Here is a 20,374-nt window from a genome sequence, read left to right on the forward strand (position 1 = left end):
GGATGAGCGACATCGACAACGACAAGCCGAAGCTGGGCACCCGCGCGCCGCTCGGCCTCAAGCGCACCGTGGAAACTGGCAAGGTGAAGCAGAGCTTCAGCCATGGCCGCTCCAACACGGTGGTCGTGGAGGTGAAGCGCCGCCGTGTGCTTGGCCGTCCCGGCGAGGAACAGCAGCCTGTCGAACAGGCAGCCCCCGAAGCGGCACCTGCGCCGCAGCAGCGTCCGGCGCCAGCGCCGGCGGCCCCTGCCCCGCGTCCGGCGGTCAGCAGCAACGCCGGCCTGTCGCGTCACGAACTGCAGGCCAAGCTGCTGCGCGAGGCCGAAGAAGCGCGGATGAATGCGGCCGAGGAACATCGTCGTCGCGACGAACGCCTCGCCCGTGAAGCGGCCGAGGCCGAGCGCGCCCGTGCCGAGGAAAAGGCCCGCGCCGCTGCCGAGCCGACGCCCGCTCCGGAACCGACGCCTGCACCCGCTCCTGAACCGGTTGCCGCACCGACGCCGGCCCCCGAGCCGACGCCTGCACCTGTCGAGGCAGCGCCGACTCCTGCGCCTGCTCCGGAACCGGTCGCCGAAACTCCGGCACCGACGCCTGCGCCTGCACCCGCACCGGTCGCGCCGAAGCCTGCTCCGGTTCAGGCCAAGCCTGCGCCGCGTCCGGCTCCTGCGCCCGTGCCGGCTCCGCAGCCGATCGTCCTGACTGCCGACCCCAACCGGCCGGCACCGCGTCGCTTCACCCCGGTGCAGCGTCCGGAAATCCCCAAGCCGCAGCCCAAGCCCGAGCCGGCCCCCGCGCCTGCTCCGACGGCGGCCGCGACGCCGGCCGCGCGTCCCGCCGCCGGCGGCCAAGCCGCCCGTCCGACGCCGTCGGGCACTGGCCAGGCGACCCCGCGTCGCAACGAGCCGGCACGTCCCGCGCCTTCGCGCGACCGCAAGGGCGACGATCGTCGTCAATCGGGCAAGCTGACCGTTACCCGTGCGCTGGGCGACGACGGTGCGCGCTCGCGCAGCCTCGCGGCACTCAAGCGTGCACGCGAGAAGGAAAAGCGTGGCTTTGGCGGCCCGCGCGAACCGCAGATCAAGCAGGTCCGCGACGTGCAGGTGCCTGAGGCGATCACGGTGCAGGAACTCGCCAACCGCATGGCGGAAAAGGGTGCCGACCTCGTCAAGACGCTCTTCAAGATGGGCATGCCCGTTACGATGACGCAGACGATCGATCAGGACACCGCCGAACTGCTGGTGACCGAATTCGGCCACAACATCGTTCGCGTCAGCGATTCGGACGTCGATCTGGCGCTCGACACTGCCGAGGATTCGGCCGAGGCGTTGCAGCCGCGTCCGCCCGTCGTCACGATCATGGGTCACGTCGATCACGGCAAGACCTCGCTGCTCGACGCGCTGCGCGGTACCGACATGGTCCGCGGCGAGGCCGGTGGCATCACCCAGCATATCGGCGCGTATCAGGTCACGCTGAAGGACAAGTCGCGGATCACCTTCCTCGACACGCCCGGCCACGAAGCGTTCAGCGAAATGCGGGCGCGCGGTGCCGACGTTACCGACATCGTCATCCTCGCGGTGGCGGCCGACGACGGGCTGATGCCGCAGACGATCGAGGCGATCCATCACACCCGCGCCGCGGGCAAGCCGATGATCGTCGCGATCAACAAGGTCGACAAGCACGAGGCGAACCCGCAGCGTATCCGCGAACGCCTGCTCGAACATGACGTGCAGGTCGAAGAAATGGGCGGCGAAACCCAGGACGTCGAAGTGTCGGCGCTCAAGAAGACCGGTCTCGACCAGCTGATCGAGAAGATCCAGCTCCAGGCCGAACTGCTCGAGCTGCAGGCCAATCCCGATCGCCCGGCCGAAGCCAGCGTGATCGAGGCGAAGCTCGACAAGGGTCGTGGCCCGGTCGCGACCGTGCTGGTCCGTCGTGGTACACTGAAGGTCGGCGACGTGTTCGTCGTCGGCGCGGAAAGCGGCAAGGTCCGCGCGCTGATCGACGACAAGGGTCGCCAGGTGAAGACCGCCGGCCCGTCGACCCCGGTCGAGGTGCTGGGTCTGTCGGGCGTGCCGATGGCGGGCGATCCGTTGCAGGTCGTCGAGAGCGAGGCGCGTGCCCGCGAGGTCGCCGAATATCGTCAGGGCGTGCTGCTCCAGAAGCGCACCACCCAGGCGCCGGCCAGCCTCGAGAGCATGTTCTCGGCACTCAAGTCGAAGCAGGCGATCGAATATCCGCTGGTGGTCAAGGCCGATACTCAGGGATCGGTCGAGGCCATTGTCGGGTCGCTTAACAAGATCTCGACCGACGATATCCGGGTGCGGATCCTGCATTCGGGCGTCGGCGGCATCACCGAGAGCGACGTGACGCTGGCGGCGGCATCGGGCGCGCCGATCATCGGCTTCAACACCCGTCCCAATGCCAAGGCACGCGAGATCGCCGAGCGGAACAAGGTGGCGCTCAAATATTACGACGTCATCTACACGCTGACCGACGATATCCGTGCGGGCATGGCGGGTACGCTCGGGCCGGAAGCGTTCGAAACCGTCGTCGGCCGTGCCGAAATCCGCGAAGTCTTCTCGGCGGGCAAGCATGGCAAGGCCGCCGGTCTGCTGGTGGTCGAAGGCATCATCCGCAAGGCGCTCAAGGCGCGGATCACGCGCAACGACGTCATCATCTACCAGGGTGAGATCGCGTCGCTGCGCCGCTTCAAGGACGATGTCCCCGAAGTACGTGCGGGTCTGGAATGCGGTGTCACGTTCACGCAGAACTTCACCGACATCAAGGCGGGCGACTTCCTCGAAACCTACGAAGTCGAACTACGCGATCGTACGCTGTGAGTGACGGGCGGCAGGGGGCAACCCTTGCCGCCACCCTCCGCCCCCGGTTGCGCTTGGCCGCGGTCTGGGTAATCGGCGGGGCGGCGGCATTGTTCGTCGCCAACCTTTTTCCCTATTGGGCGATACCGATCGTCGCAGCTTTGCTGGCGCTGTGCTGGTTGGGACTGCTGATCGACGGACTGGTGCAAAGTTGGCGGTGGCGTGCCTCCGGCATGCCGGCATTGTTATTCGGCTTCGTGCCGATCATCGCACTGCCCTTCGCCGCCTTTCTCACGAGCCACGCTCTTTACTGGTCGCATGTCGCACCGTCATGGTGGCTGGTGCGATCGGAGCGTAGCGCGTTCGATCGGGCGCTGACCGGCGGTCCGATGCCGACCCACGTCAGCGATATCGAACGTTCCGGTTCGCGTGTCGCCTTTCGCACCGTTAACGCGCTGACCGGAAGCTGGGCGGGCATCGTCCATGACCCGACCGACCGCCTGGCCGCCGCGCGCGGCTGGAACGGCGGACCGGTCGCCACCGACATCGCCGCTGTCTTCGGCAGCAATACCATCTGGTGCCAGCGACTCGACAGCCACTGGTTCCACTGTCAATTCGATTAGGCCATGACCGACTCCACGCAAGAAACCCGCTCCGTCCGCCTGCTTCGCGTCGGCGAACAGGTCCGCCACGTCCTGTCCGACGTCCTCGCGCGCGGTGACGTGCATGACGAGGTGCTGGCCAGCCATTTCGTCTCGGTCACCGAAGTCCGCATGTCGCCCGACCTGCGCCACGCGACGGTGTTCGTGAAGCCGTTTCTCGGCAAGGACGAAGAAGTGGTTCTGAAGGCGCTGCGCACTAACACCGCCTATCTCCAGTCGGAGGTCGCCAAGCGGGTGAACCTGAAATATGCCGCAAAGCTCAAATTCCTGATCGACGAGAGCTTCGACGAAGGCAGCCGCATCGACCAGCTGCTGCGCGATCCCAAGGTCGCGCGCGACCTCGAACCGGACAACGGCACGGCCGAGGACTGAGTGGCCAAGCTCTATTTCTATTATGCGTCGATGAACGCAGGCAAATCGACGACATTGCTCCAGGCGGATTTCAACTATCGCGAGCGCGGGCTGACGACGATGCTGTTCACCGCCGCGATCGACACGCGCGAGGGCATGGGCGTGATCGGTTCGCGCATCGGCCTGTCTGCCCCCGCAATTCCGTTCGACGAGGGTAGCGATCTGTACGCCTGTATCGCCGCCGAACCGGTCGGCTGCGTGCTGGTCGACGAAGCGCAGTTCCTGACAGAGGCGCAGGTCGACCAGCTTGCCCGCATCGCCGACGAACTGAGCGTACCGGTGCTGGCGTATGGCCTGCGCACCGATTTCCTCGGGCACCTCTTCCCCGGATCGGCGCGACTGCTGGCGATCGCCGATGCGCTGATCGAGTTGAAATCGGTCTGCACATGCGGGCGCAAGGCAACGATGAACCTGCGCGTCGATGCGCAGGGTAATGCGGTGCGCGCCGGGCAACAGACCGAGATCGGCGGCAACGACCGCTATGTCGCGCTGTGCCGCCGCCATTTCTGCGAGGCGATGCGCTGATGCACGGCTGGATCATTATCGACAAACCGCTGGGGCCGGGTTCGACCCAGGTCGTCTCGGCAGTCAAGCGGGCGCTGCGCGAGGGCGGCTATGGCAAGCACAAGGTCGGCCATGGCGGGACGCTCGACCCGCTGGCGAGCGGCGTGCTGCCGGTCGCGATCGGCGAAGCGACCAAGCTTGCCGGGCGGATGCTCGATGCGTCGAAGCGCTACGACTTCACCATCCGGTTCGGCACGCAGACTGATACGCTCGACCTTGAAGGCAAGGTGATCGCCGAGTCGCCGGTGCGGCCGACGCTCGCCGGCATCGAATCGGTGCTGGCGCGCTTTACCGGACCGATCGAACAGGTGCCGCCCATCTATTCGGCGCTCAAGGTCGATGGCGAACGCGCCTACGACCTTGCTCGCAAGGGTGAGGAAGTCGTCCTCGCGACTCGCAAGGTGACGATATCTTCCCTGCGGATCCTCCCCGGCACGGGGAGGGGGACCAGCGAAGCTGGTGGAGGGGGATCGCCGCGCAACGCAACGGCTGTGGATGCCGCTACCCCCCCTCCACCACCGGCTGCGCCGGCGGTCCCCCTCCCCGCGAGCGGGGAGGAATTGAGCGAAATCACCCTTTCCGCCTTCGTCTCCAAGGGCACCTATATCCGCAGCCTCGCGCGCGACATCGCCCTCGCGCTCGGCACGGTGGGCCACGTCACCATGCTCCGCCGCACCAAAGCCGGCCCCTTCACCCTCGCCCCGGCCATTTCGCTGGACAAACTGGCGGAATTGGGTAAGGGCCACGCGCTTGAAGAAACGCTCCTGCCACTGGGGGCGGGGCTGGACGACATCCCGGCTCTGTCCCTCGACCCCGATCAGGCAGGGCGGCTCCGCAAGGGGCTTCGACTGATCGGGTTTGCAGCGGACGACGGTCTGGGCTTTGCGACACTGGACGATGTGCCGGTGGCGCTGGTCGAGACCGAAGGCGGGGAAACCCGTGTCGTCCGCGGCTTCAACCTCGAATAGAAAGGACGACGATGTCGATCACTGCTGAAAACCGTCAGGCCCTCATCCAGGAACATGCCCGCGCCGAAGGCGACACCGGCAGCCCCGAAGTGCAGGTCGCGATCCTGACCACCCGCATCCAGAACCTGACCGAGCATTTCAAGACCCATGCGAAGGACAATCATTCGCGTCGCGGTCTGCTGATGCTGGTCAACAAGCGGCGTTCGCTGCTCGACTATCTGAAGAAGAAGGACGCGGAGCGCTACAGCGCGCTGATCGCGAAGCTCGGCCTTCGGAAGTAACGAAGAAAGGGCGGTCCGACGGGCCGCCCTTTTTCCATGGGGGGCGGCCAACTCCGCCCACGAAATTCCCCGCGAAACGGGGTATAGGCTTTGCGACCGGATCTCCGGCCAAGCCGTCCCGCCGCAATCCGGCGATGCGGGACACCGGGCCGAAACGGTCCGACACTCGGGGTGGACAACCACCCAAGCTGCCCCGGCGCGCATAGGGCCGCCGGTGTAAAGGAAACGCAATGTTCGATATCAAGAAAAGCACCATGGACCTGGGCGGCAAGACGCTGACCCTCGAAACGGGCCGCGTGGCGCGTCAGGCCGACGGCGCGGTCATCGCGACGCTGGGTGAAACCGTGGTGCTGTGCGCGGTCACCGCCGCCCGCTCGGTCAAGGAAGGGCAGGACTTCTTCCCGCTGACCGTCCACTATCAGGAGAAGTATTCGGCTGCGGGCCGCATCCCCGGCGGCTTCTTCAAGCGCGAACGCGGCGCGACCGAAAAGGAAACGCTGGTTAGCCGCCTGATCGACCGTCCGATCCGTCCGCTGTTCCCCGAAGGCTTCTACAACGAAATCAACGTCATTGCCCAGGTGCTGAGCTATGACGGCGAAAACGAGCCGGACATCGTCGCGATGATCGCCGCCTCGGCCGCGCTGACCATTTCGGGCGTGCCGTTCATGGGCCCGATCGGCGCAGGCCGCGTCGGCTACATTGATGGCGAGTACGTCCTGAACCCGACGCTGGATCAGGTGAAGGAAGGCGATCTCGACCTGGTCGTCGCCGCCACCGGCGACGCGGTGATGATGGTTGAATCCGAAGCCAAGGAGCTGTCGGAAGAGGTCATGCTGGGCGCCGTTGTGTTCGCGCACGACGCGTCGAAGAAGATCGTCGACTGCATCATCGACCTCGCCGAACAGGCTGCCAAGGACCCGTGGGAACTGGCACCGGTCGCCGACCAGTCGGCCGCCAAGAAGAAGCTGAAGTCGCTGATCGGCAAGGACCTGACCGCGGCCTATAAGCTGACCGACAAGCAGGCGCGCCAGAACGCGATCAACGACGCCCGCACTAAGGCACGCGACGCCTTCGCCGACCTCAAGGAAAGCGATCCGGCGCAGTATCTCGGTACACTCAAGCTCGTGAAGAAGCTGGAAGCCGAGATCGTCCGCACCGCCATCCTGAAGGACGGCCGCCGCATCGACGGTCGCGACACCAAGACGGTCCGCCCGATCGAGGCGATGGTCCACTTCCTGCCGCGCGCGCACGGTTCGGCGCTGTTCACCCGTGGCGAGACGCAGGCGATCTGCACCACCACGCTCGGCACCAAGGACGCCGAGCAGATGATCGACGGCCTGAACGGCCTGCACTATGAACGCTTCATGCTGCATTATAACTTCCCGCCCTATTCGGTCGGTGAAGTCGGCCGCTTCGGTGCGCCAGGGCGTCGCGAAGTCGGTCACGGCAAGCTGGCATGGCGCGCGCTGAACCCGGTGCTGCCGTCGAAGGACGAGTTCCCCTACACGATCCGCGTCCTGTCGGACATCACCGAGTCGAACGGCTCGTCGTCGATGGCGACGGTCTGCGGCGGTTCGCTGTCGATGATGGATGCCGGCGTACCGCTGAAGCGTCCGGTGTCGGGCATTGCCATGGGTCTGATCCTCGAGGGCAAGGATTATGCGGTCATCAGCGACATCCTCGGCGACGAGGATCACCTTGGCGACATGGATTTCAAGGTGGCGGGCACCAGCGAAGGCATCACCTCGCTCCAGATGGACATCAAGATCGCCGGCATCACCGAAGAGATCATGAAGGTCGCGTTGGCGCAGGCGAATGAAGGCCGCGCCCATATCCTCGGCGAAATGGCGAAGGCGCTGGGCGAAACCCGCACCGAGCTGTCGGCTCACGCGCCGCGGATCGAAACCTTCTCGATCGACAAGTCGAAGATTCGCGAAGTCATCGGCACCGGCGGCAAGGTGATCCGCGAGATCGTCGCCACCACGGGTGCCAAGGTCGACATCGACGACGAGGGCGTCATCAAGGTGTCGTCGTCCGATCCGGCGCAGATCGAAGCCGCCGTCAACTGGATCAAGGGCCTGGTCGAAGAGGCCGAGGTCGGCAAGATCTACAACGGCAAGGTCGTCAATCTGGTCGATTTCGGCGCGTTCGTGAACTTCATGGGTGGCAAGGACGGCCTCGTCCACGTCTCCGAAATCCGCAACGAGCGGGTCGAGAAGGTCGCTGACGTCCTGTCCGAAGGCCAGGAAGTGAAGGTCAAGGTCCTCGAAGTCGATCCGCGCGGCAAGGTGCGCCTGTCGATGCGCGTCGTCGATCAGGAAACCGGTGCCGAGCTGGAAGACACCCGCCCGGCGCGTGAACCGCGCGAAGGCGGCGACCGTGGCCCGCGTGGTCCGCGTCGTGACGGCGGCGACCGTGGTCCCCGCGGCGAAGGCGGCGATCGCGGCCCCCGCCGCGACGGTGGCGACCGCGGCCCCCGCCGCGATCGTGGCGACCGTCCGCGTCGCGAGGAATCGAAGGACGAAGGCGGCAATGCTGGCCTGCCGTCGTTCATCACCGACAACTGATCGTTCGCCGGTCGATTTGAAGAAGGGCTCGCGGCGACGCGGGCCCTTTTTTGTTGGGCGGAACGCGGCGCTTCCGGCGCGCATCACCGCTCGGGGCTTGTGCCCCCCCGCCCGGAAGCGGTATCCGGCGCATCTTCATGGCACGCTCTTCCCAACGTCCGCAGAAGCGGCCCGCCGCCGCTCCCTCCCGCTGGCGGCGCATCCTGCGCTGGACGCTGGGGATCGGGTTCGGCTTCGCGGTGATGGCGGCGATCGCGCTGGTCGTCGCGGTCTATAACGCCAAATCGAACATCCCGAGCTTCAACCAGCTCAAATCCTCCCCCAATGGCCAGATGATTCGCGTGCGGGCGGCCGACGGGTCGATCCTCGTGTCGCTCGGGCCGAGTTATGGGGAATGGATTCCCTATTCGCAGATCCCGGCGCCGATGCGCGAGGCGATGGTCGCGGTCGAGGATCGGCGGTTCCGCTCGCACTGGGGCGTCGATCCGGTGGCGCTGGCGCGAATCACCAAATTCGCGATCGAGACGCGCGGTACCGGCCGGCGGTTGCAGGGCGCATCGACGATCACGCAGCAGGTCGCGCGCACCATCTTCCTGTCGAACAGCTACACCGTCGGGCGCAAGTTCCGCGAGATCATCCTGGCACTTGCGTTGGAGCGAAAGTTTACCAAGAACCAGATTCTCGAGCTGTACCTCAACAAAGTCTATTTCGGCGGCGGTGCCTACGGCATCGACGCGGCGTCGCGGCGCTTCTTCAACCATCCCGGCACCAGCCTGTCGCTGTCCGAAGCGGCGGTGATCGCCGGGCTGGTCAAGGCGCCCTCGCGCTACTCCCCCACCGCCGATGCCGAGGCGGCGGTCGGACGGGCCGGCGTCGTGCTGAAGCTGATGCAGGAAACCGGCGCGATCACCGCGGCGCAGGCGATGGACGCCGATCCGCAGGCGATCAAGCTGGCCCCCGAGCCGCAACAGAACAGCGTCCGCTATTTCACCGACTGGGCGCTGCCGCAGCTCGAAACGCTGATCGATGAGACCGAGGCACCGCTCGACGTGTGGACCACGCTCGACCCGGCGATGCAGCAAAGCGCCGATACCGCGATCCGCGCCAACGCCCCGGCAGGCGTGCAGGGCGCGCTGGTCGCGCTCGACCGCGACGGGGCGGTCCGGGCGCTGGTCGGCGGCAAGGACTATGTGTCGTCGATCTACAACCGCGCGACGCAGGCGACGCGTCAGCCCGGTTCGGCATGGAAGCTGTTCGTCTATCTCGCCGCGCTCGAAGCCGGCATGAACCCCGACAGCCAGGTCAACGACGCGCCGATCACGATCGACGGCTGGACGCCGCGCAACGCTTCGCGCCGCTATAGCGGGCAGGTGTCGCTGCGCACCGCCTTCGCCTATTCGCTCAACACCGTGTCGGCGCGACTGGGGCAGGAAGTGGGCTTCGCGACCGTCGCCGACATGGCGCGGCGCTTCGGCATCACCACCCCGATCAATACCAAGCCGGCGATGGTGCTCGGCACCTCCGACGTGCGGCTGATCGACCTGACGCGCGCCTATGCGTCGGTGGCAAGCGGCGGGACGGCGGTCGTCCCCTATGGCATCACCCGGGTCACCGCCAACGGATCGGTCATCTACCAGCATCAGGTCGACAGCTCGCGGGTGCTGGTCGCCCCCTATGTCGCGCAGCAGATGACCGACCTGCTCCAGACCGCCGTCAATACCGGCACCGGTCGCGCGGCACAGATCGGCCGCCCGGTCGCGGGCAAGACCGGCACGACCACGTCGTACAAGGACGGCTGGTTCATGGGCTTTTCGTCCGGCATCACCACCGGCGTGTGGATGGGCCGTGACGATGCGAAGGCGGTGGCGGGACTACAGGGCGGCACCGCGCCCGCGCGCGCCTTTGCCGCGTTCATGCGCCAGGCGGTGGCAAGTCGGCCGGTCGAGGAGTTCAATACCAAGGTGACGCTGCCCGAATGGCAGGAGGAACCTGACGCGGAGAGCTATTACGGCGCGCCCGACGACCGGGTGTATGTCGATCCCGACGGCAATCCGATCGAGCAGCCGCGCACCGGTGACGATCAGGGCGATGTCGATCAGGGCGACGACGCACCGGCGCAGCCGCGCGCCCCAGACGAACAGCTCGATCAGGACTGGATCGACCGCGCGCTCGGTCGCGGCCCGCGCTCCGATCCGCCGGTACCGCCCCAACGCCGGCCGCTACCCGACCGCCGCCAGCCGGTGCCGCCGCCGGGTTATCCGGAAGAGGACGCCCGCCCGAACCAGTGAAGCCCGGCCCCTTCCGCCCGCAACCAGCGGCGGGCGGCGTCGGGATCGCCCTCGAACAGCGTGGCGACCAGCGCGTGAAAGGCGGGGCCGTGGTGCATATGGACGCGATGCGCGACCTCGTGCGCGACGGTGGCGCGACGGACGAAGCCGGGCGCGAGCAGCAGCCGCCAGCTATAGCGGATCGTGCCGCTCGAACTGCAACTGCCCCAGCGCGCCTTGGGATCGCCGATCGCTACCTGCGCGACGGTGACGCCGGCCTTGGCAGCATAATGCGCGGTGTCTTCGGCGAGTACGCGCAGAGCCTCGCGCTTGAGCCAGCGCTCGATGCGGGCGGGGAATTGTTCGATCGGGCCGCCGCAGGTGAGCAGCCATTCGTCATCCTCAGCCGTATCCCCGCGCAGGCGGGGATCCAGAGCCCCAATCGCTGACGGCTGTTCTGCTTGGCCCTGGGCCCCCGCCTGCGCGGGGGCACGGTCGGCGGCAGGGACGAAGCGCACCGTCCGCGAGCCGCCTTCGATCCACCGCAGCCGCACCGCTCGATCCGCCACCGGCACCAGCGCGCCGTCGACGAACGGCCGCCCTTGCGGCAACTTCGCCCGCTGCGCCGCGATCCAGTCGGCCTTCTCGCCCGCCCATGCAACGGCCTTGGCAAGCGCCATCCGCTTCGGCACGGTCAGCCGTACCCGCCCGGTCGCCGGATCGACCGACAGCCGCGCGACGCGGGCGCGGGGGTGGCGGACGACCTCGACGCCGTCGATCACAACGTCCGGTCGGTCAGGTGGTTCTCAAGGTCGCCGACGTCGTTTTCCGACACCGTCCACCCGCGCGTCGACTGGCCGGCGGCATGCACGCTCTCGCGGTCGCCGCTGTTCAGGTAATGCCAGTCGGGGAGCGGCTTGCCCTCGTTGCGCAACCGATAGGCGCAGGTCGAGGGCAGCCATTCGATCTCGCCGACATTGCGCGCGTTCAATCGCACGCATTCGGGGACATAGGCATGGCGGTGGCGATAGTCGCTGCACTGGCCCATCCGGCGGTCGAGCAGCTTGCAGGCGACGTTGGTCGCATGGATCTCGCCGGTATCTTCATCCTCCAGCTTGTGCAGACAGCATTTGCCGCAGCCGTCGCACAGCGCCTCCCACTGCGCGCGGTCGAGCGCGGCGAGCGGCAGTTCCTCCCAGAAACGGCCGCTCACCGGACCCATTTCTTCAGCTCGGCGGCGACCGCTGGTCCGCCCTCATCCTGCGGCAGCAGTGCGACCGGGCGGCCCTGCGGGTCCATCAGGATCGCGGTGCGGCTATGGTCCATCAGATATTCGGTGGCGCCGGGCGGCTGCGACTTGGCATAGGTGACGCCATAGGCACGCGCGGCATCGGCGATCGCCTGCGCACTGCCGGTCAGGCCGACCATGCGCGGGTGGAAGGCGGCGACGAACTTGCCGACCACCGCCGGCGTATCGCGCTCGGGATCGACCGTGACGAAGATCGGCACGACCTTCGCTCCCAGCTCGGGCGATTCGTCCTCGAACGCCTTCACGCCCGCGGCGATATTTTGGACATCGACCGGGCAGACATCGGGGCAATAAGTATAGCCGAAATACATGATCCGCCATTTGCCGGCGAAGTCCGTGTCGCGGACCACCTTGCCGGACGAATCGGTCAGGACGAACGGCCCGCCGATGCGTGCCCCGGCGAGCGGCGGGGTGCCCGGCGATTCGGCCTGTCCGCCACAGGCGGCAAGGGCCAGCGCGAGCGCTGGCGCGAGGATGCGGACGATGCTGTTCATGGTGTTGCCAGCCATGATCTGATAGGCGACGCCTTGCAAGCCGCGTAACGTTCTTTCGGAGCCTGTTCCATGCCCGCCATCCGCCTCCTCCTCGCCGCCGCGCTGATGCTGCCCGCCGCCGCGCAGGCCCAGCAGATGTCGCCGGGCTATGTCTTCCTGAAGGCGATCCGCGATGAGGACGGGAACAAGGTCAACGACATTCTCGGTCAGCCGGGCCAGACGATCATCAATACCAAGGACCGCTCGACCGGAGAGGGCGCGCTGCACATCGTCGCCAAGAACGGCAACCTGACCTATCTCCGCTTCCTGCTCGCCAAGGGGGCCAATCCCAATATTCAGGACAATCGCGGCAATACGCCCGCATTGCTGGCGGTAGAGGCCGGATCGGTCGAGGCGATCAACGCGCTGGCGGCACGCAAGGCGAATCTGAACCTCGGCAACAGCAGCGGCGAGACCCCGCTGATCCGCGCGGTACAACTGCGCAATGTCGACATAGTCCGCACGCTGATCGCCGCCGGTGCCAATCCCGACCAGCCCGACGTGATCGCCGGCATGTCGGCGCGCGACTATGCCAAGCGCGATACGCGCACGCCGGTGCTGCTCAAGACGATCAACGACAAGCCCGCCGCAGTCGAAAAGGCGCCTGTCGCCGGCCCGCGACTGTAAGCTCAGCCCGCCAGTGCGACGTCGACGGGCGCCGTTCGTTCGGCCAACAGCCCTTCGCGCCTGGCAACGATCGTCGGCACCAGCATCTGCCCGGCGACATTGACGGCGGTGCGCCCCATGTCGAGGATCGGATCGATCGCCAGCAACAGCCCCGCCCCCTCGAGTGGCAGGCCGAGCGTGGTGAGCGTCAGCGTCAGCATGACGGTCGCGCCGGTCAGCCCGGCGGTCGCCGCCGATCCCAGCACCGATACCATCACGATCAGCGCATAATCTGCGGCGTGCAGCGTCAGTCCGAAGAATTGCGCGACGAAGATCGCCGCGACCGCCGGATAGATCGCCGCACATCCGTCCATCTTGGTCGTCGATCCAAGCGGCACGGCAAAGGCGGCATATGCGGTCGGCACACCCAGCGCACGCTCGGTCAGCTCCTGCGTCACCGGCAGCGTACCGACCGACGAGCGGGTGACGAAGCCGAGCTGGATTGCCGGCCATGCCCGGCGGAAGAACCAGCGCGGGTCGATGCGATGCACCGCCAGCAACAGCGGATAGACGACCAGCAGCACGATGCCGAGGCCGAGATAGACCGTGCCGGCGAACGCGCCGAGCGACGAAAGCGTGCTCCAGCCATAGCGGACGATCGCATCGCCGATCAGCGCCGCCGACCCGATCGGGGTCAGCGCGATCACCCAGCGGAGCAGCCGCCGCAGGATCATCAGCGCCGAGGTGTTGAAGGCGAGGAACGGCTCGCCCGCCGCCCCGACCCGGACGGCGGCGGCACCGACCGCGATCGCGACCACGATGATCTGCAGGACGTTGAAGCCCAGCGCGGTGGTCGCCGCGCCATCGACGACCTTCGTCGTCGCGGTCAGGCCGAGCAGATTGGCCGGCACCAGCCCTTTCAGGAAATCGAGCCAGCTACCCACGGTGGTCGGCGCGGCGGCGGTGGCGACGGCCGCGCTGCTCTGCAAGCCGGGTTGGATGACCGATGCGAGCACGATGCCGATCGATACCGCGATCAACGCGGTGATCGCGAACCACAACAGCGTCTGCCCGACCAGCCGCGCGGCATTGGGCAAATCGCGCAGCGCCGCGATCGATCCGACGATCGCCGTGAACACCAATGCCGGGACCAGCACCTTCAGCAATTGGACGAAAATCTGCCCGATCGTGTGCAGTGTCGTCCCGATCGTGCCATCGGCGCCGCCGGCCTGCGCGGCGAGGAACCCCAAACCGATGCCCACGGCCATGCCGATCGCAACCTGGACTCCGAACGACGGCCGATATGTGGATTTCTGCATCATGGGCATGTTGGAGACTGCTTCGTCGACGACAACCAAGCAATTCTAGCATCGCCGCAACGCAGCATTACAGGCCTTCGCCGCCGACCCAGTGCGCATTCGATAAATAGCGTGCGACGTCCCATACTTGGCGACGCAGGTCGGGGACGGCGACGATCTCCCAGAAGGCGCCACGGGTCATAGGACCGATCGCGAACAGCGAATCGTCGGTTTCGCCATCGGCGCGCCGCACGCGGCCGGTCGATTCGACCTCGACGCCCAGATGCTCCGGATCGGGACGGATGCTACCCCGCGCATGCAGTTGGCAAAGCAACGGATCGTTGGTCCGCGCCAGATCGCCTTGCGGCCCGGTGCAGCAGATGATGCGCGCGACGTGCAGCGTTTCGCAGGCTTCGGCACCGCGCGGTCGCCACCGGACGTCGATGCCATCGCCGTTCGGCACCGCATCGCAGGTTTTGCCCGCCAGCACGGTCAGCCGCCCGCTGTCGACCAGCGCCGCGATCCGGACGGCAACGGCGGGGGCCAGACGGTGGCGATGAATGTCCCACCAAGGCCGCAAATGACGCAGGAAACGGCGACGTTCGTTGCCCTCCGCCGCCGCCCAGATGCCTTGGGTAAAGGGGCGCAGTTCGTCGATTGCGCTGCGCCAGCCGATCACTTCCCCGCGCGCGCGCACCTCGCGCACCAGGGCCGACAGCGGCGGACGCGGACGTTCGGACCGCGGTGGATCGCCGGGGGTGGCGGGGGCATGACGATGCGGCAATAGCCCCCGCCGCGACAGCGCGACCATCCGCCCGGCAAACCCGCGCGCCTCCAGCGTCAGCACGACATCGACCATGGTCAGCCCGGTGCCGACCAGCAGTACGCAATCGTCGTCACCCAACCCTGCCGTCCCGCGTGCATCCCATGGATTGCCGACATAGGCCGGCGATCCGATCACCGCTTCCAATCCCGGCGGCACCTGCGGCGCGAGATTGCCGACCGCCAGCACCGCGACATTGGCGGCGACCGTCCGCCCGTCGCGCAACGTCACTCGCCCGCCGTCGCAATCGATCGCCTCGCCTTCGACGATCGTCAGCCGATCGGGCGCCGCTGCCTGCGCCCCGGCGAGTAGTTCGCGCAGATATGCGCCATAGGTCGCGCGTGGCACGAAATCGCCGGCGCCCTGCGTGTCGCCGCGTTCGGCCAGCCAGCGGACGAAATGGTCGGGCCGGTCGGGAAAGGCGCTCATATTGGCGGCGCGGACGTTGAGGAGATGGTCGGGCTGCGCCATGCCGTACGCGACCCCCTGCCCCGCCGCCCCGCCGCGCTCGATCAGCGTTGCACGTGGCCCGTCATGGCGCAGCAGGTTGATGGCGAGCAGCGTTCCCGAAAAACCCGCGCCAACGATCGCGACGTGATCGATCATGCCGCATCCCCTTCGCGCCGGCGGAAGCTGCTGGCGTCGATGCCATGGCGCTGTAACCGGTCATACAGGCTGCGACGCGGCAGCCCCAACACCTCTGCGGTCGCGGTCACGTCGCCGCCGGCCTGTTGCAGCGCCTCCCCGATCATCGCCGCCTCCAGCCGGGCGAGGCGTTCGGTCAGCGACAGCCCCGCCTCGCCCGGATCGTCGCGGGTCAGCGCCAGCACGGTTTGCACCGCGAAGTTGCGTAGCGCGCGGACATTGCCGCGCCACGGATCGGTCATCAGGCGCGCCTCGACCTCGGCAGTGATCGCGGGCACCGGCCGGTCATATTGCGCGGCCACATCGCGCAGGAACCATGCGAACAGCATCGGCACGTCGGCGCGGCGTTCGCGAAGCGGCGGGATGCGCAGCCGGATCGTCTCCAGCCGGTACAGCAGATCCTCGCGGAACCGCCCGTTCGCGACCTCTTGCGCCAGGTTCGACTTGGCGGCGGCGATCACGCGCAGATTGACGACGCGCGGCGGTTCGCGGCCATTGGCGGGCAGTTCGCGCTCCTCGATCACGCGCAGCAGCTTGCCCTGCACCGCACTCGACATGCTGTCGATCTCGTCGAGGAACAGCGTGCCGCGATCCGCCTCGGCGATGCGCCCGCCGCTGCCGCGCGTGCCGAACAGGATTTCGTCGACCAGATGGTCGGGCAGCGCCGCGCAATCAACCGAAACGAAGCCGTGATGCCGCCGCTTGCTCCAGCGGTGCAGTTGCCGCGCCGCCAGCTCCTTGCCGGTGCCCGTCTCCCCCTCGATCAGCACATCGACGTCGATCTGCGCCAGTTGCCGCAGCTTGTCGCGCAGCGCATCCATTGCCGGCGTCGTACCGATCAGCGGATAATCGTCCTCCGCCGCCGCATCGACCGACGCGCGCAGCCGCCGGTTTTCGAGCACCAGCCGCCGTACCTCCAGCGCGCGGCGGACGCTGGCGATCAGGTGATCGGCGGCAAAGGGCTTGGCGATGAAGTCGAACGCCCCGTCGCGCATCGCCGCCACCGCCATCGCGACGTCGCCATGCCCGGTCATCAGCAACACCGGAATTTCGCCGTCGCGCGCGCTGACCGCCTCGAACACGGCATGGCCGTCCATCTTGGGCATGCGGATGTCGGTGACGACGATGCCGGGAAAGTCGGGCGTGACGCGCGCCAGCGCGGCGGTCGCATCAGCAAAGTCCGCCACCTCCAGCCCAGCAATGGCGAAGGAGTCGACCAGCGCCGTCCGCAGGGCGTCGTCGTCATCGATCAGCAGGATCATCGCCCGTCTCCTTCTGCAATGTCACGCGGAACGTCGCGCCCGAGGATGACGGCACCACCGTCACCATGCCGCCGAATTCGGTGACGATGTCGCGCACGATCCCCAGCCCCAGACCCAGCCCATCGGCCTTGGCGGTGACGAAGGGTTGAAAGATGTCGTCGGCGATCGCCGGATCGATGCCGGGGCCGTTATCGGCAACGGTCAGCAGCACTCGATCGCCGGACGGTTCGACCTGCACCGCGACGCAAGGATCGGGCGTGCCCTGCACCGCCTCCAGCGCGTTGGTCAGCAGGTTGACCAGCACCTGTTCGAGCCGCACCCGCCCGGCGCGCACCATCGGCTGCCCGGCAGTCGGCAGGTCGAGCGCCACCCCGGCCATGCGAAACCGGTCGCCGACCAGCAACAGCGCGCCGGCAATCACCGCATCGAGCGGCACCGGACCGACCATTCCCTTTCCCCGCCGGGCGAAGCGCCGCATCTCCTGCGTGATCGCACCGATCCGCGCGGTCAGGTCGACCGTCGTCGCCAGGTTCGCCGCCACCCGGTCGATCCGCCCGCTGGCCAGATGATGTTGCGCATTTTCGGACAGCGTCCGGATCGTCGCCACTGGCTGGTTGATCTCGTGGACCAGGCCCGCAGTGATCGATCCCAGCGACCCCAGCCGATTGGCCTGCGCCAGTTCCTCGCGCGCTTCGCGGAACCGGCGGTCGATCGCGGTCCGCTCGACAATCTCCGCGCGCAACGCAGCGGTCCGCTCCGCCACCGCCCTTTCCAGCGACGCCCGATAGCGGGCCGCCTGCGCCGCCCGTGCCGAACGCCACAGGAACAGCGCGAGCAGCGCAGCGATCGCCAGCGACGCGGCGATCGTCGTCAACCGTGCCAGCGCGGCCGCATCGCGCAGCGTCCGCTGCGTCGGGACGACATGCAGCAATTGCCATCCGGCCAGCGGCATGGCGACACGCGCGAGCAGCATGTCGTCGCCGCCCGGCCCCCGCGCCATGTCGGCGCCGAAGCGATAGCGACTGGGCGACAGCGGCGCATTGCCGAATTGACCGCTGCGGGCGATATCGGCCCGGATGGCGGCGGAAAGCGGCCGGGTGATCCGGAATCGTTCTTCGGCATCGGTCGCGAACAGCACGATGCCGCGCCCGTCGCTCACCAGCGTCTGTCCCGGATCGCTCGACCATGCCCGAATCAGGTCGTCGAACTCGACCTTCACGACGATCGCGCCCGCCGGGTCGCCGGCAGTGCCGATCCGGCGCGCGAGGAACAGGCCCGGCCGCCCGCTGACATTGCCGACCGCGAAATATTCGGCCGCGCCCTGCCGCATCGCCCGGACGAAATAGGGTCGGAAGCGATAGTCGCGCCCGACAAAGCTTTCCGCCGTGCCGGCATTCGACGCCGACACCGTCATCCCGTCGCGATCCAAGAGGTAGATGACCGGCGCACCGGTCCGCTGTGCCAGCATCGCCAGCTTGCCGTTCATGCGGTCGGTCGCCGCCGGATCGCGCCGCCGGAGCGTATCGAGCAGATCGGTATATTCGCCGAGCACGATCGGCAGCAGCCGGAATTTCGCGAGGTCGCTGGCGAACAGTCGCGCCTGTTGCCGCGCCGTCCGGGCGGTATCGTCCCGTAGCTCGGCAAGGCCCGATCGTTCGAACCAGATGAACGCCGCCAGCCAGATCATCCCGATCGTGGCGATTGCCGCGATGATCCCCGCGAGCAGCGTCGTCCTGCGGTACAGCCAGCCCATGCGTGCAGTTTACCGCACGACGCCGGGCGGCGCCATGCGGATTTTTGCGCGGATTCGGCATACATCGCAGCTATCAGGACAATATACTGTTATTTTACAGTGACTTACGCTTGCACGAAAAATGGTTCATAGAATGTCCGGCATGGGCCATTCTTCGGTCCGTAGTGCGGCATCAATGTCCGCACGGGCAATCTTGGGAGAGATGCTGTGGCCTCCATACCCCATCCATCGGTCGCGGCCGGTCCGTCGACCAATTCGCGCCTGAAATCGATCATCGGCGGATCGACCGGCAATCTGGTCGAGTGGTTCGACTGGTACGTCTATTCCGCCTTCACCCTGTATTTCGCGCCGCATTTCTTTCCGTCGACCAGCCAGACCGCACAGCTGCTGAGCGCCGCGGCCGTCTTTGCCATCGGTTTCGTCATGCGCCCGATCGGCGCGTGGATCATGGGTATCTATGCCGACCGCCATGGCCGCAAGGCCGGGCTGACGCTGTCGGTGACGCTGATGTGCGCCGGCTCGCTGATCATCGCCTGTACCCCGGTCTATGAATCGATCGGCCTGATCGCTCCCGCGCTGCTGGTACTCGCGCGGCTGATGCAGGGGCTGTCGGTCGGTGGCGAATATGGTGCCAGCGCGACCTATCTGTCGGAAATGGCGGGCAAGGATCGGCGCGGCTTCTTCTCGTCCTTCCAATATGTCACGCTGATCTCGGGCCAGTTGCTGGCGATCCTGCTGCTGCTGTTGCTGCAATCGGTGATGCCGAAGGCCGAGCTGGAAGCATGGGGCTGGCGCATTCCGTTCTTCGTCGGTGCCGTGCTGGCCGTCGTCGTCTTCTATCTGCGACGCGGCCTTGCCGAGACCGAAAGCTATAAGAACGCGAAGAAGACCGATGCGCCGAAGTCGGGTTTCCTGATGCTTCTGCGCAACCATCCGAAGGAAACCGCACTGGTCATGCTGCTGACCGCCGGCGGTACGCTCGCCTTCTACGCCTATTCGATCTACATGCAGAAGTTCCTGGTCAACACCTCGGGCTTTTCCAAGGAGACCGCGACCCAGATCAACGCGATCACCCTGTTCGTGTTCATGCTGTTGCAGCCGATCGCCGGCGGCCTGTCGGACAAGATCGGGCGCAAGCCGTTGATGGTCGCGTTCGGCATTGCGGGCGTGCTGTTCACCTATCCGATCTTCAGTGCGCTGGAACAGACGCGCGACGCCACGACCGCCGGACTGCTGGTGATGGCCGCGCTCATCATCGTCACCGGCTACACCTCGATCAATGCGGTGGTGAAGGCGGAGCTGTTCCCGGCGCATATCCGCGCGCTGGGCGTGGCACTGCCCTATGCGCTCGCCAACACCATCTTCGGCGGCACGGCGGAATTCGTCGCGCTGAAGTTCAAGGATGCCGGCTGGGAACGTGGCTTTTACTGGTACGTCACCGCGATGATCGGCATCTCGCTGATCGTCTATCTGCGGATGCGGGACTCCGGAAAGAACAGCCTTATCCAGGAGGATTGATCGGCTTTCCCGATCTCCTTCCACCTTCGACGGGCGGCGGGGCAACCTGCCGCCCGACTTGTATGTGGCCGCCGACCGCCGACATGGG

Annotated in this window: 17 protein-coding genes; 10 read left to right on the top strand and 7 right to left on the bottom strand. The window is 67.0% G+C overall.

All coding sequences use genetic code 11. The annotated features are described in order from the left end of the window. Positions 1–2 precede the first annotated feature (2 nt). The 8 genes from infB to AAIO73_RS12830 all read left to right on the top strand — a co-directional run bounded on the left by infB (position 3) and on the right by AAIO73_RS12830 (position 10,560). Complete coding sequence (gene infB, locus AAIO73_RS12795; RefSeq protein WP_345878592.1) at positions 3–2,840, top strand: translation initiation factor IF-2; 2,838 nt, start codon at positions 3–5, stop codon at positions 2,838–2,840. Continuing rightward, a complete protein-coding gene (locus tag AAIO73_RS12800) occupies positions 2,837–3,442 on the top strand; it encodes a hypothetical protein (RefSeq protein WP_345878594.1) in 606 nt (201 codons plus the stop codon). The genes infB and AAIO73_RS12800 overlap by 4 nt, the downstream gene beginning before the upstream one ends. A gap of 3 nt (positions 3,443–3,445) precedes the next feature. Beyond that, on the top strand, positions 3,446–3,853 hold the full coding sequence (gene rbfA / locus AAIO73_RS12805; protein ID WP_345878595.1) for a 30S ribosome-binding factor RbfA: 408 nt from the start codon (positions 3,446–3,448) through the stop codon (positions 3,851–3,853). Beyond that, positions 3,854–4,417, top strand: coding sequence for a thymidine kinase (locus tag AAIO73_RS12810; RefSeq protein WP_345878597.1), 564 nt, complete (start codon positions 3,854–3,856; stop codon positions 4,415–4,417). Continuing rightward, positions 4,417–5,424: a tRNA pseudouridine(55) synthase TruB gene (gene truB, locus AAIO73_RS12815; protein ID WP_345878599.1), complete on the top strand. Its 1,008-nt coding sequence runs from the start codon at positions 4,417–4,419 to the stop codon at positions 5,422–5,424. Before AAIO73_RS12810 ends, truB begins: the two co-directional genes overlap by 1 nt. Before the next feature lie 11 nt (positions 5,425–5,435). Continuing rightward, positions 5,436–5,705 carry a 30S ribosomal protein S15 gene (gene rpsO / locus AAIO73_RS12820; RefSeq protein WP_242118915.1) on the top strand — a complete coding sequence of 90 codons (270 nt, stop codon included), beginning with the start codon at positions 5,436–5,438 and terminating at the stop codon, positions 5,703–5,705. A gap of 230 nt (positions 5,706–5,935) precedes the next feature. Next, on the top strand, positions 5,936–8,272 hold the full coding sequence (gene pnp / locus AAIO73_RS12825) for a polyribonucleotide nucleotidyltransferase (protein ID WP_345878601.1): 2,337 nt from the start codon (positions 5,936–5,938) through the stop codon (positions 8,270–8,272). Between the two features lie 137 nt (positions 8,273–8,409). Next, positions 8,410–10,560, top strand: a complete 2,151-nt coding sequence (locus AAIO73_RS12830) for a transglycosylase domain-containing protein (protein ID WP_526023803.1) — start codon at positions 8,410–8,412, stop codon at positions 10,558–10,560. Here AAIO73_RS12830 and AAIO73_RS12835 read toward each other — a convergent pair. The 3 genes from AAIO73_RS12835 to AAIO73_RS12845 are packed head-to-tail and all read right to left on the bottom strand — an operon-like array spanning position 10,527 to position 12,357. After that, the gene (locus AAIO73_RS12835) at positions 10,527–11,321 is read right to left on the bottom strand and encodes a M48 family metallopeptidase (RefSeq protein ID WP_345878602.1); all 795 of its coding nucleotides are present in this window, start codon (positions 11,319–11,321) and stop codon (positions 10,527–10,529) included. The two genes, AAIO73_RS12830 and AAIO73_RS12835, sit on opposite strands and share 34 nt — an antisense overlap. After that, positions 11,318–11,761 carry a YcgN family cysteine cluster protein gene (locus AAIO73_RS12840; RefSeq protein ID WP_345878604.1) on the bottom strand — a complete coding sequence of 148 codons (444 nt, stop codon included), beginning with the start codon at positions 11,759–11,761 and terminating at the stop codon, positions 11,318–11,320. Before AAIO73_RS12840 ends, AAIO73_RS12835 begins: the two co-directional genes overlap by 4 nt. Beyond that, entirely contained in the window at positions 11,749–12,357 is a 609-nt protein-coding gene (locus tag AAIO73_RS12845; protein WP_345878606.1) for an SCO family protein, read from the bottom strand. The genes AAIO73_RS12840 and AAIO73_RS12845 overlap by 13 nt, the downstream gene beginning before the upstream one ends. Positions 12,358–12,411: 54 nt before the next feature. Here AAIO73_RS12845 and AAIO73_RS12850 point away from each other — a divergent pair, with 54 nt between their 5' ends. After that, positions 12,412–13,008 (top strand): ankyrin repeat domain-containing protein, encoded by a 597-nt coding sequence (locus AAIO73_RS12850; protein ID WP_345878607.1) that lies wholly within the window; start codon positions 12,412–12,414, stop codon positions 13,006–13,008. Between the two features lie 2 nt (positions 13,009–13,010). Here AAIO73_RS12850 and AAIO73_RS12855 read toward each other — a convergent pair whose 3' ends face one another. From AAIO73_RS12855 to AAIO73_RS12870, 4 genes are all read right to left on the bottom strand, one after another. Next, positions 13,011–14,309 (bottom strand): dicarboxylate/amino acid:cation symporter, encoded by a 1,299-nt coding sequence (locus tag AAIO73_RS12855; RefSeq protein ID WP_345878867.1) that lies wholly within the window; start codon positions 14,307–14,309, stop codon positions 13,011–13,013. A 64-nt stretch (positions 14,310–14,373) separates the two neighbouring features. Beyond that, positions 14,374–15,714 carry an FAD/NAD(P)-binding protein gene (locus AAIO73_RS12860; protein ID WP_345878609.1) on the bottom strand — a complete coding sequence of 447 codons (1,341 nt, stop codon included), beginning with the start codon at positions 15,712–15,714 and terminating at the stop codon, positions 14,374–14,376. Then, a complete protein-coding gene (locus tag AAIO73_RS12865; protein WP_345878610.1) occupies positions 15,711–17,015 on the bottom strand; it encodes a sigma-54-dependent transcriptional regulator in 1,305 nt (434 codons plus the stop codon). The genes AAIO73_RS12860 and AAIO73_RS12865 overlap by 4 nt, the downstream gene beginning before the upstream one ends. Beyond that, positions 16,996–18,768, bottom strand: coding sequence for a sensor histidine kinase (locus tag AAIO73_RS12870; protein ID WP_345878612.1), 1,773 nt, complete (start codon positions 18,766–18,768; stop codon positions 16,996–16,998). Before AAIO73_RS12870 ends, AAIO73_RS12865 begins: the two co-directional genes overlap by 20 nt. A 216-nt stretch (positions 18,769–18,984) precedes the next feature. On the opposite strand from AAIO73_RS12870, the gene AAIO73_RS12875 reads away from it, so the two are divergent. Continuing rightward, the gene (locus AAIO73_RS12875; protein WP_345878868.1) at positions 18,985–20,286 is read left to right on the top strand and encodes an MFS transporter; all 1,302 of its coding nucleotides are present in this window, start codon (positions 18,985–18,987) and stop codon (positions 20,284–20,286) included. Positions 20,287–20,374: the final 88 nt, after the last annotated feature.

Origin of the sequence: Sphingomonas epibiotica, assembly GCF_039615155.1 — a bacterium.
Lineage (GTDB): Bacteria > Pseudomonadota > Alphaproteobacteria > Sphingomonadales > Sphingomonadaceae > Sphingomonas.

Bases quoted from the DNA above. Each gene is read 5' to 3' on its own strand.
- AAIO73_RS12870 (WP_345878612.1), bottom strand. From the start codon at position 18,768: ATGGGCTGGCTGTACCGCAGGACGACGCTGCTCGCGGGGATCATCGCG.
- AAIO73_RS12840 (WP_345878604.1), bottom strand. From the start codon at position 11,761: ATGGGTCCGGTGAGCGGCCGTTTCTGGGAGGAACTGCCGCTCGCCGCG.
- rbfA (WP_345878595.1), top strand. From the start codon at position 3,446: ATGACCGACTCCACGCAAGAAACCCGCTCCGTCCGCCTGCTTCGCGTC.
- AAIO73_RS12865 (WP_345878610.1), bottom strand. From the start codon at position 17,015: ATGATCCTGCTGATCGATGACGACGACGCCCTGCGGACGGCGCTGGTC.
- pnp (WP_345878601.1), top strand. From the start codon at position 5,936: ATGTTCGATATCAAGAAAAGCACCATGGACCTGGGCGGCAAGACGCTG.
- AAIO73_RS12830 (WP_526023803.1), top strand. From the start codon at position 8,410: ATGGCACGCTCTTCCCAACGTCCGCAGAAGCGGCCCGCCGCCGCTCCC.
- rpsO (WP_242118915.1), top strand. From the start codon at position 5,436: ATGTCGATCACTGCTGAAAACCGTCAGGCCCTCATCCAGGAACATGCC.
- AAIO73_RS12845 (WP_345878606.1), bottom strand. From the start codon at position 12,357: ATGGCTGGCAACACCATGAACAGCATCGTCCGCATCCTCGCGCCAGCG.
- AAIO73_RS12855 (WP_345878867.1), bottom strand. From the start codon at position 14,309: ATGATGCAGAAATCCACATATCGGCCGTCGTTCGGAGTCCAGGTTGCG.
- AAIO73_RS12850 (WP_345878607.1), top strand. From the start codon at position 12,412: ATGCCCGCCATCCGCCTCCTCCTCGCCGCCGCGCTGATGCTGCCCGCC.
- truB (WP_345878599.1), top strand. From the start codon at position 4,417: ATGCACGGCTGGATCATTATCGACAAACCGCTGGGGCCGGGTTCGACC.
- infB (WP_345878592.1), top strand. From the start codon at position 3: ATGAGCGACATCGACAACGACAAGCCGAAGCTGGGCACCCGCGCGCCG.
- AAIO73_RS12860 (WP_345878609.1), bottom strand. From the start codon at position 15,714: ATGATCGATCACGTCGCGATCGTTGGCGCGGGTTTTTCGGGAACGCTG.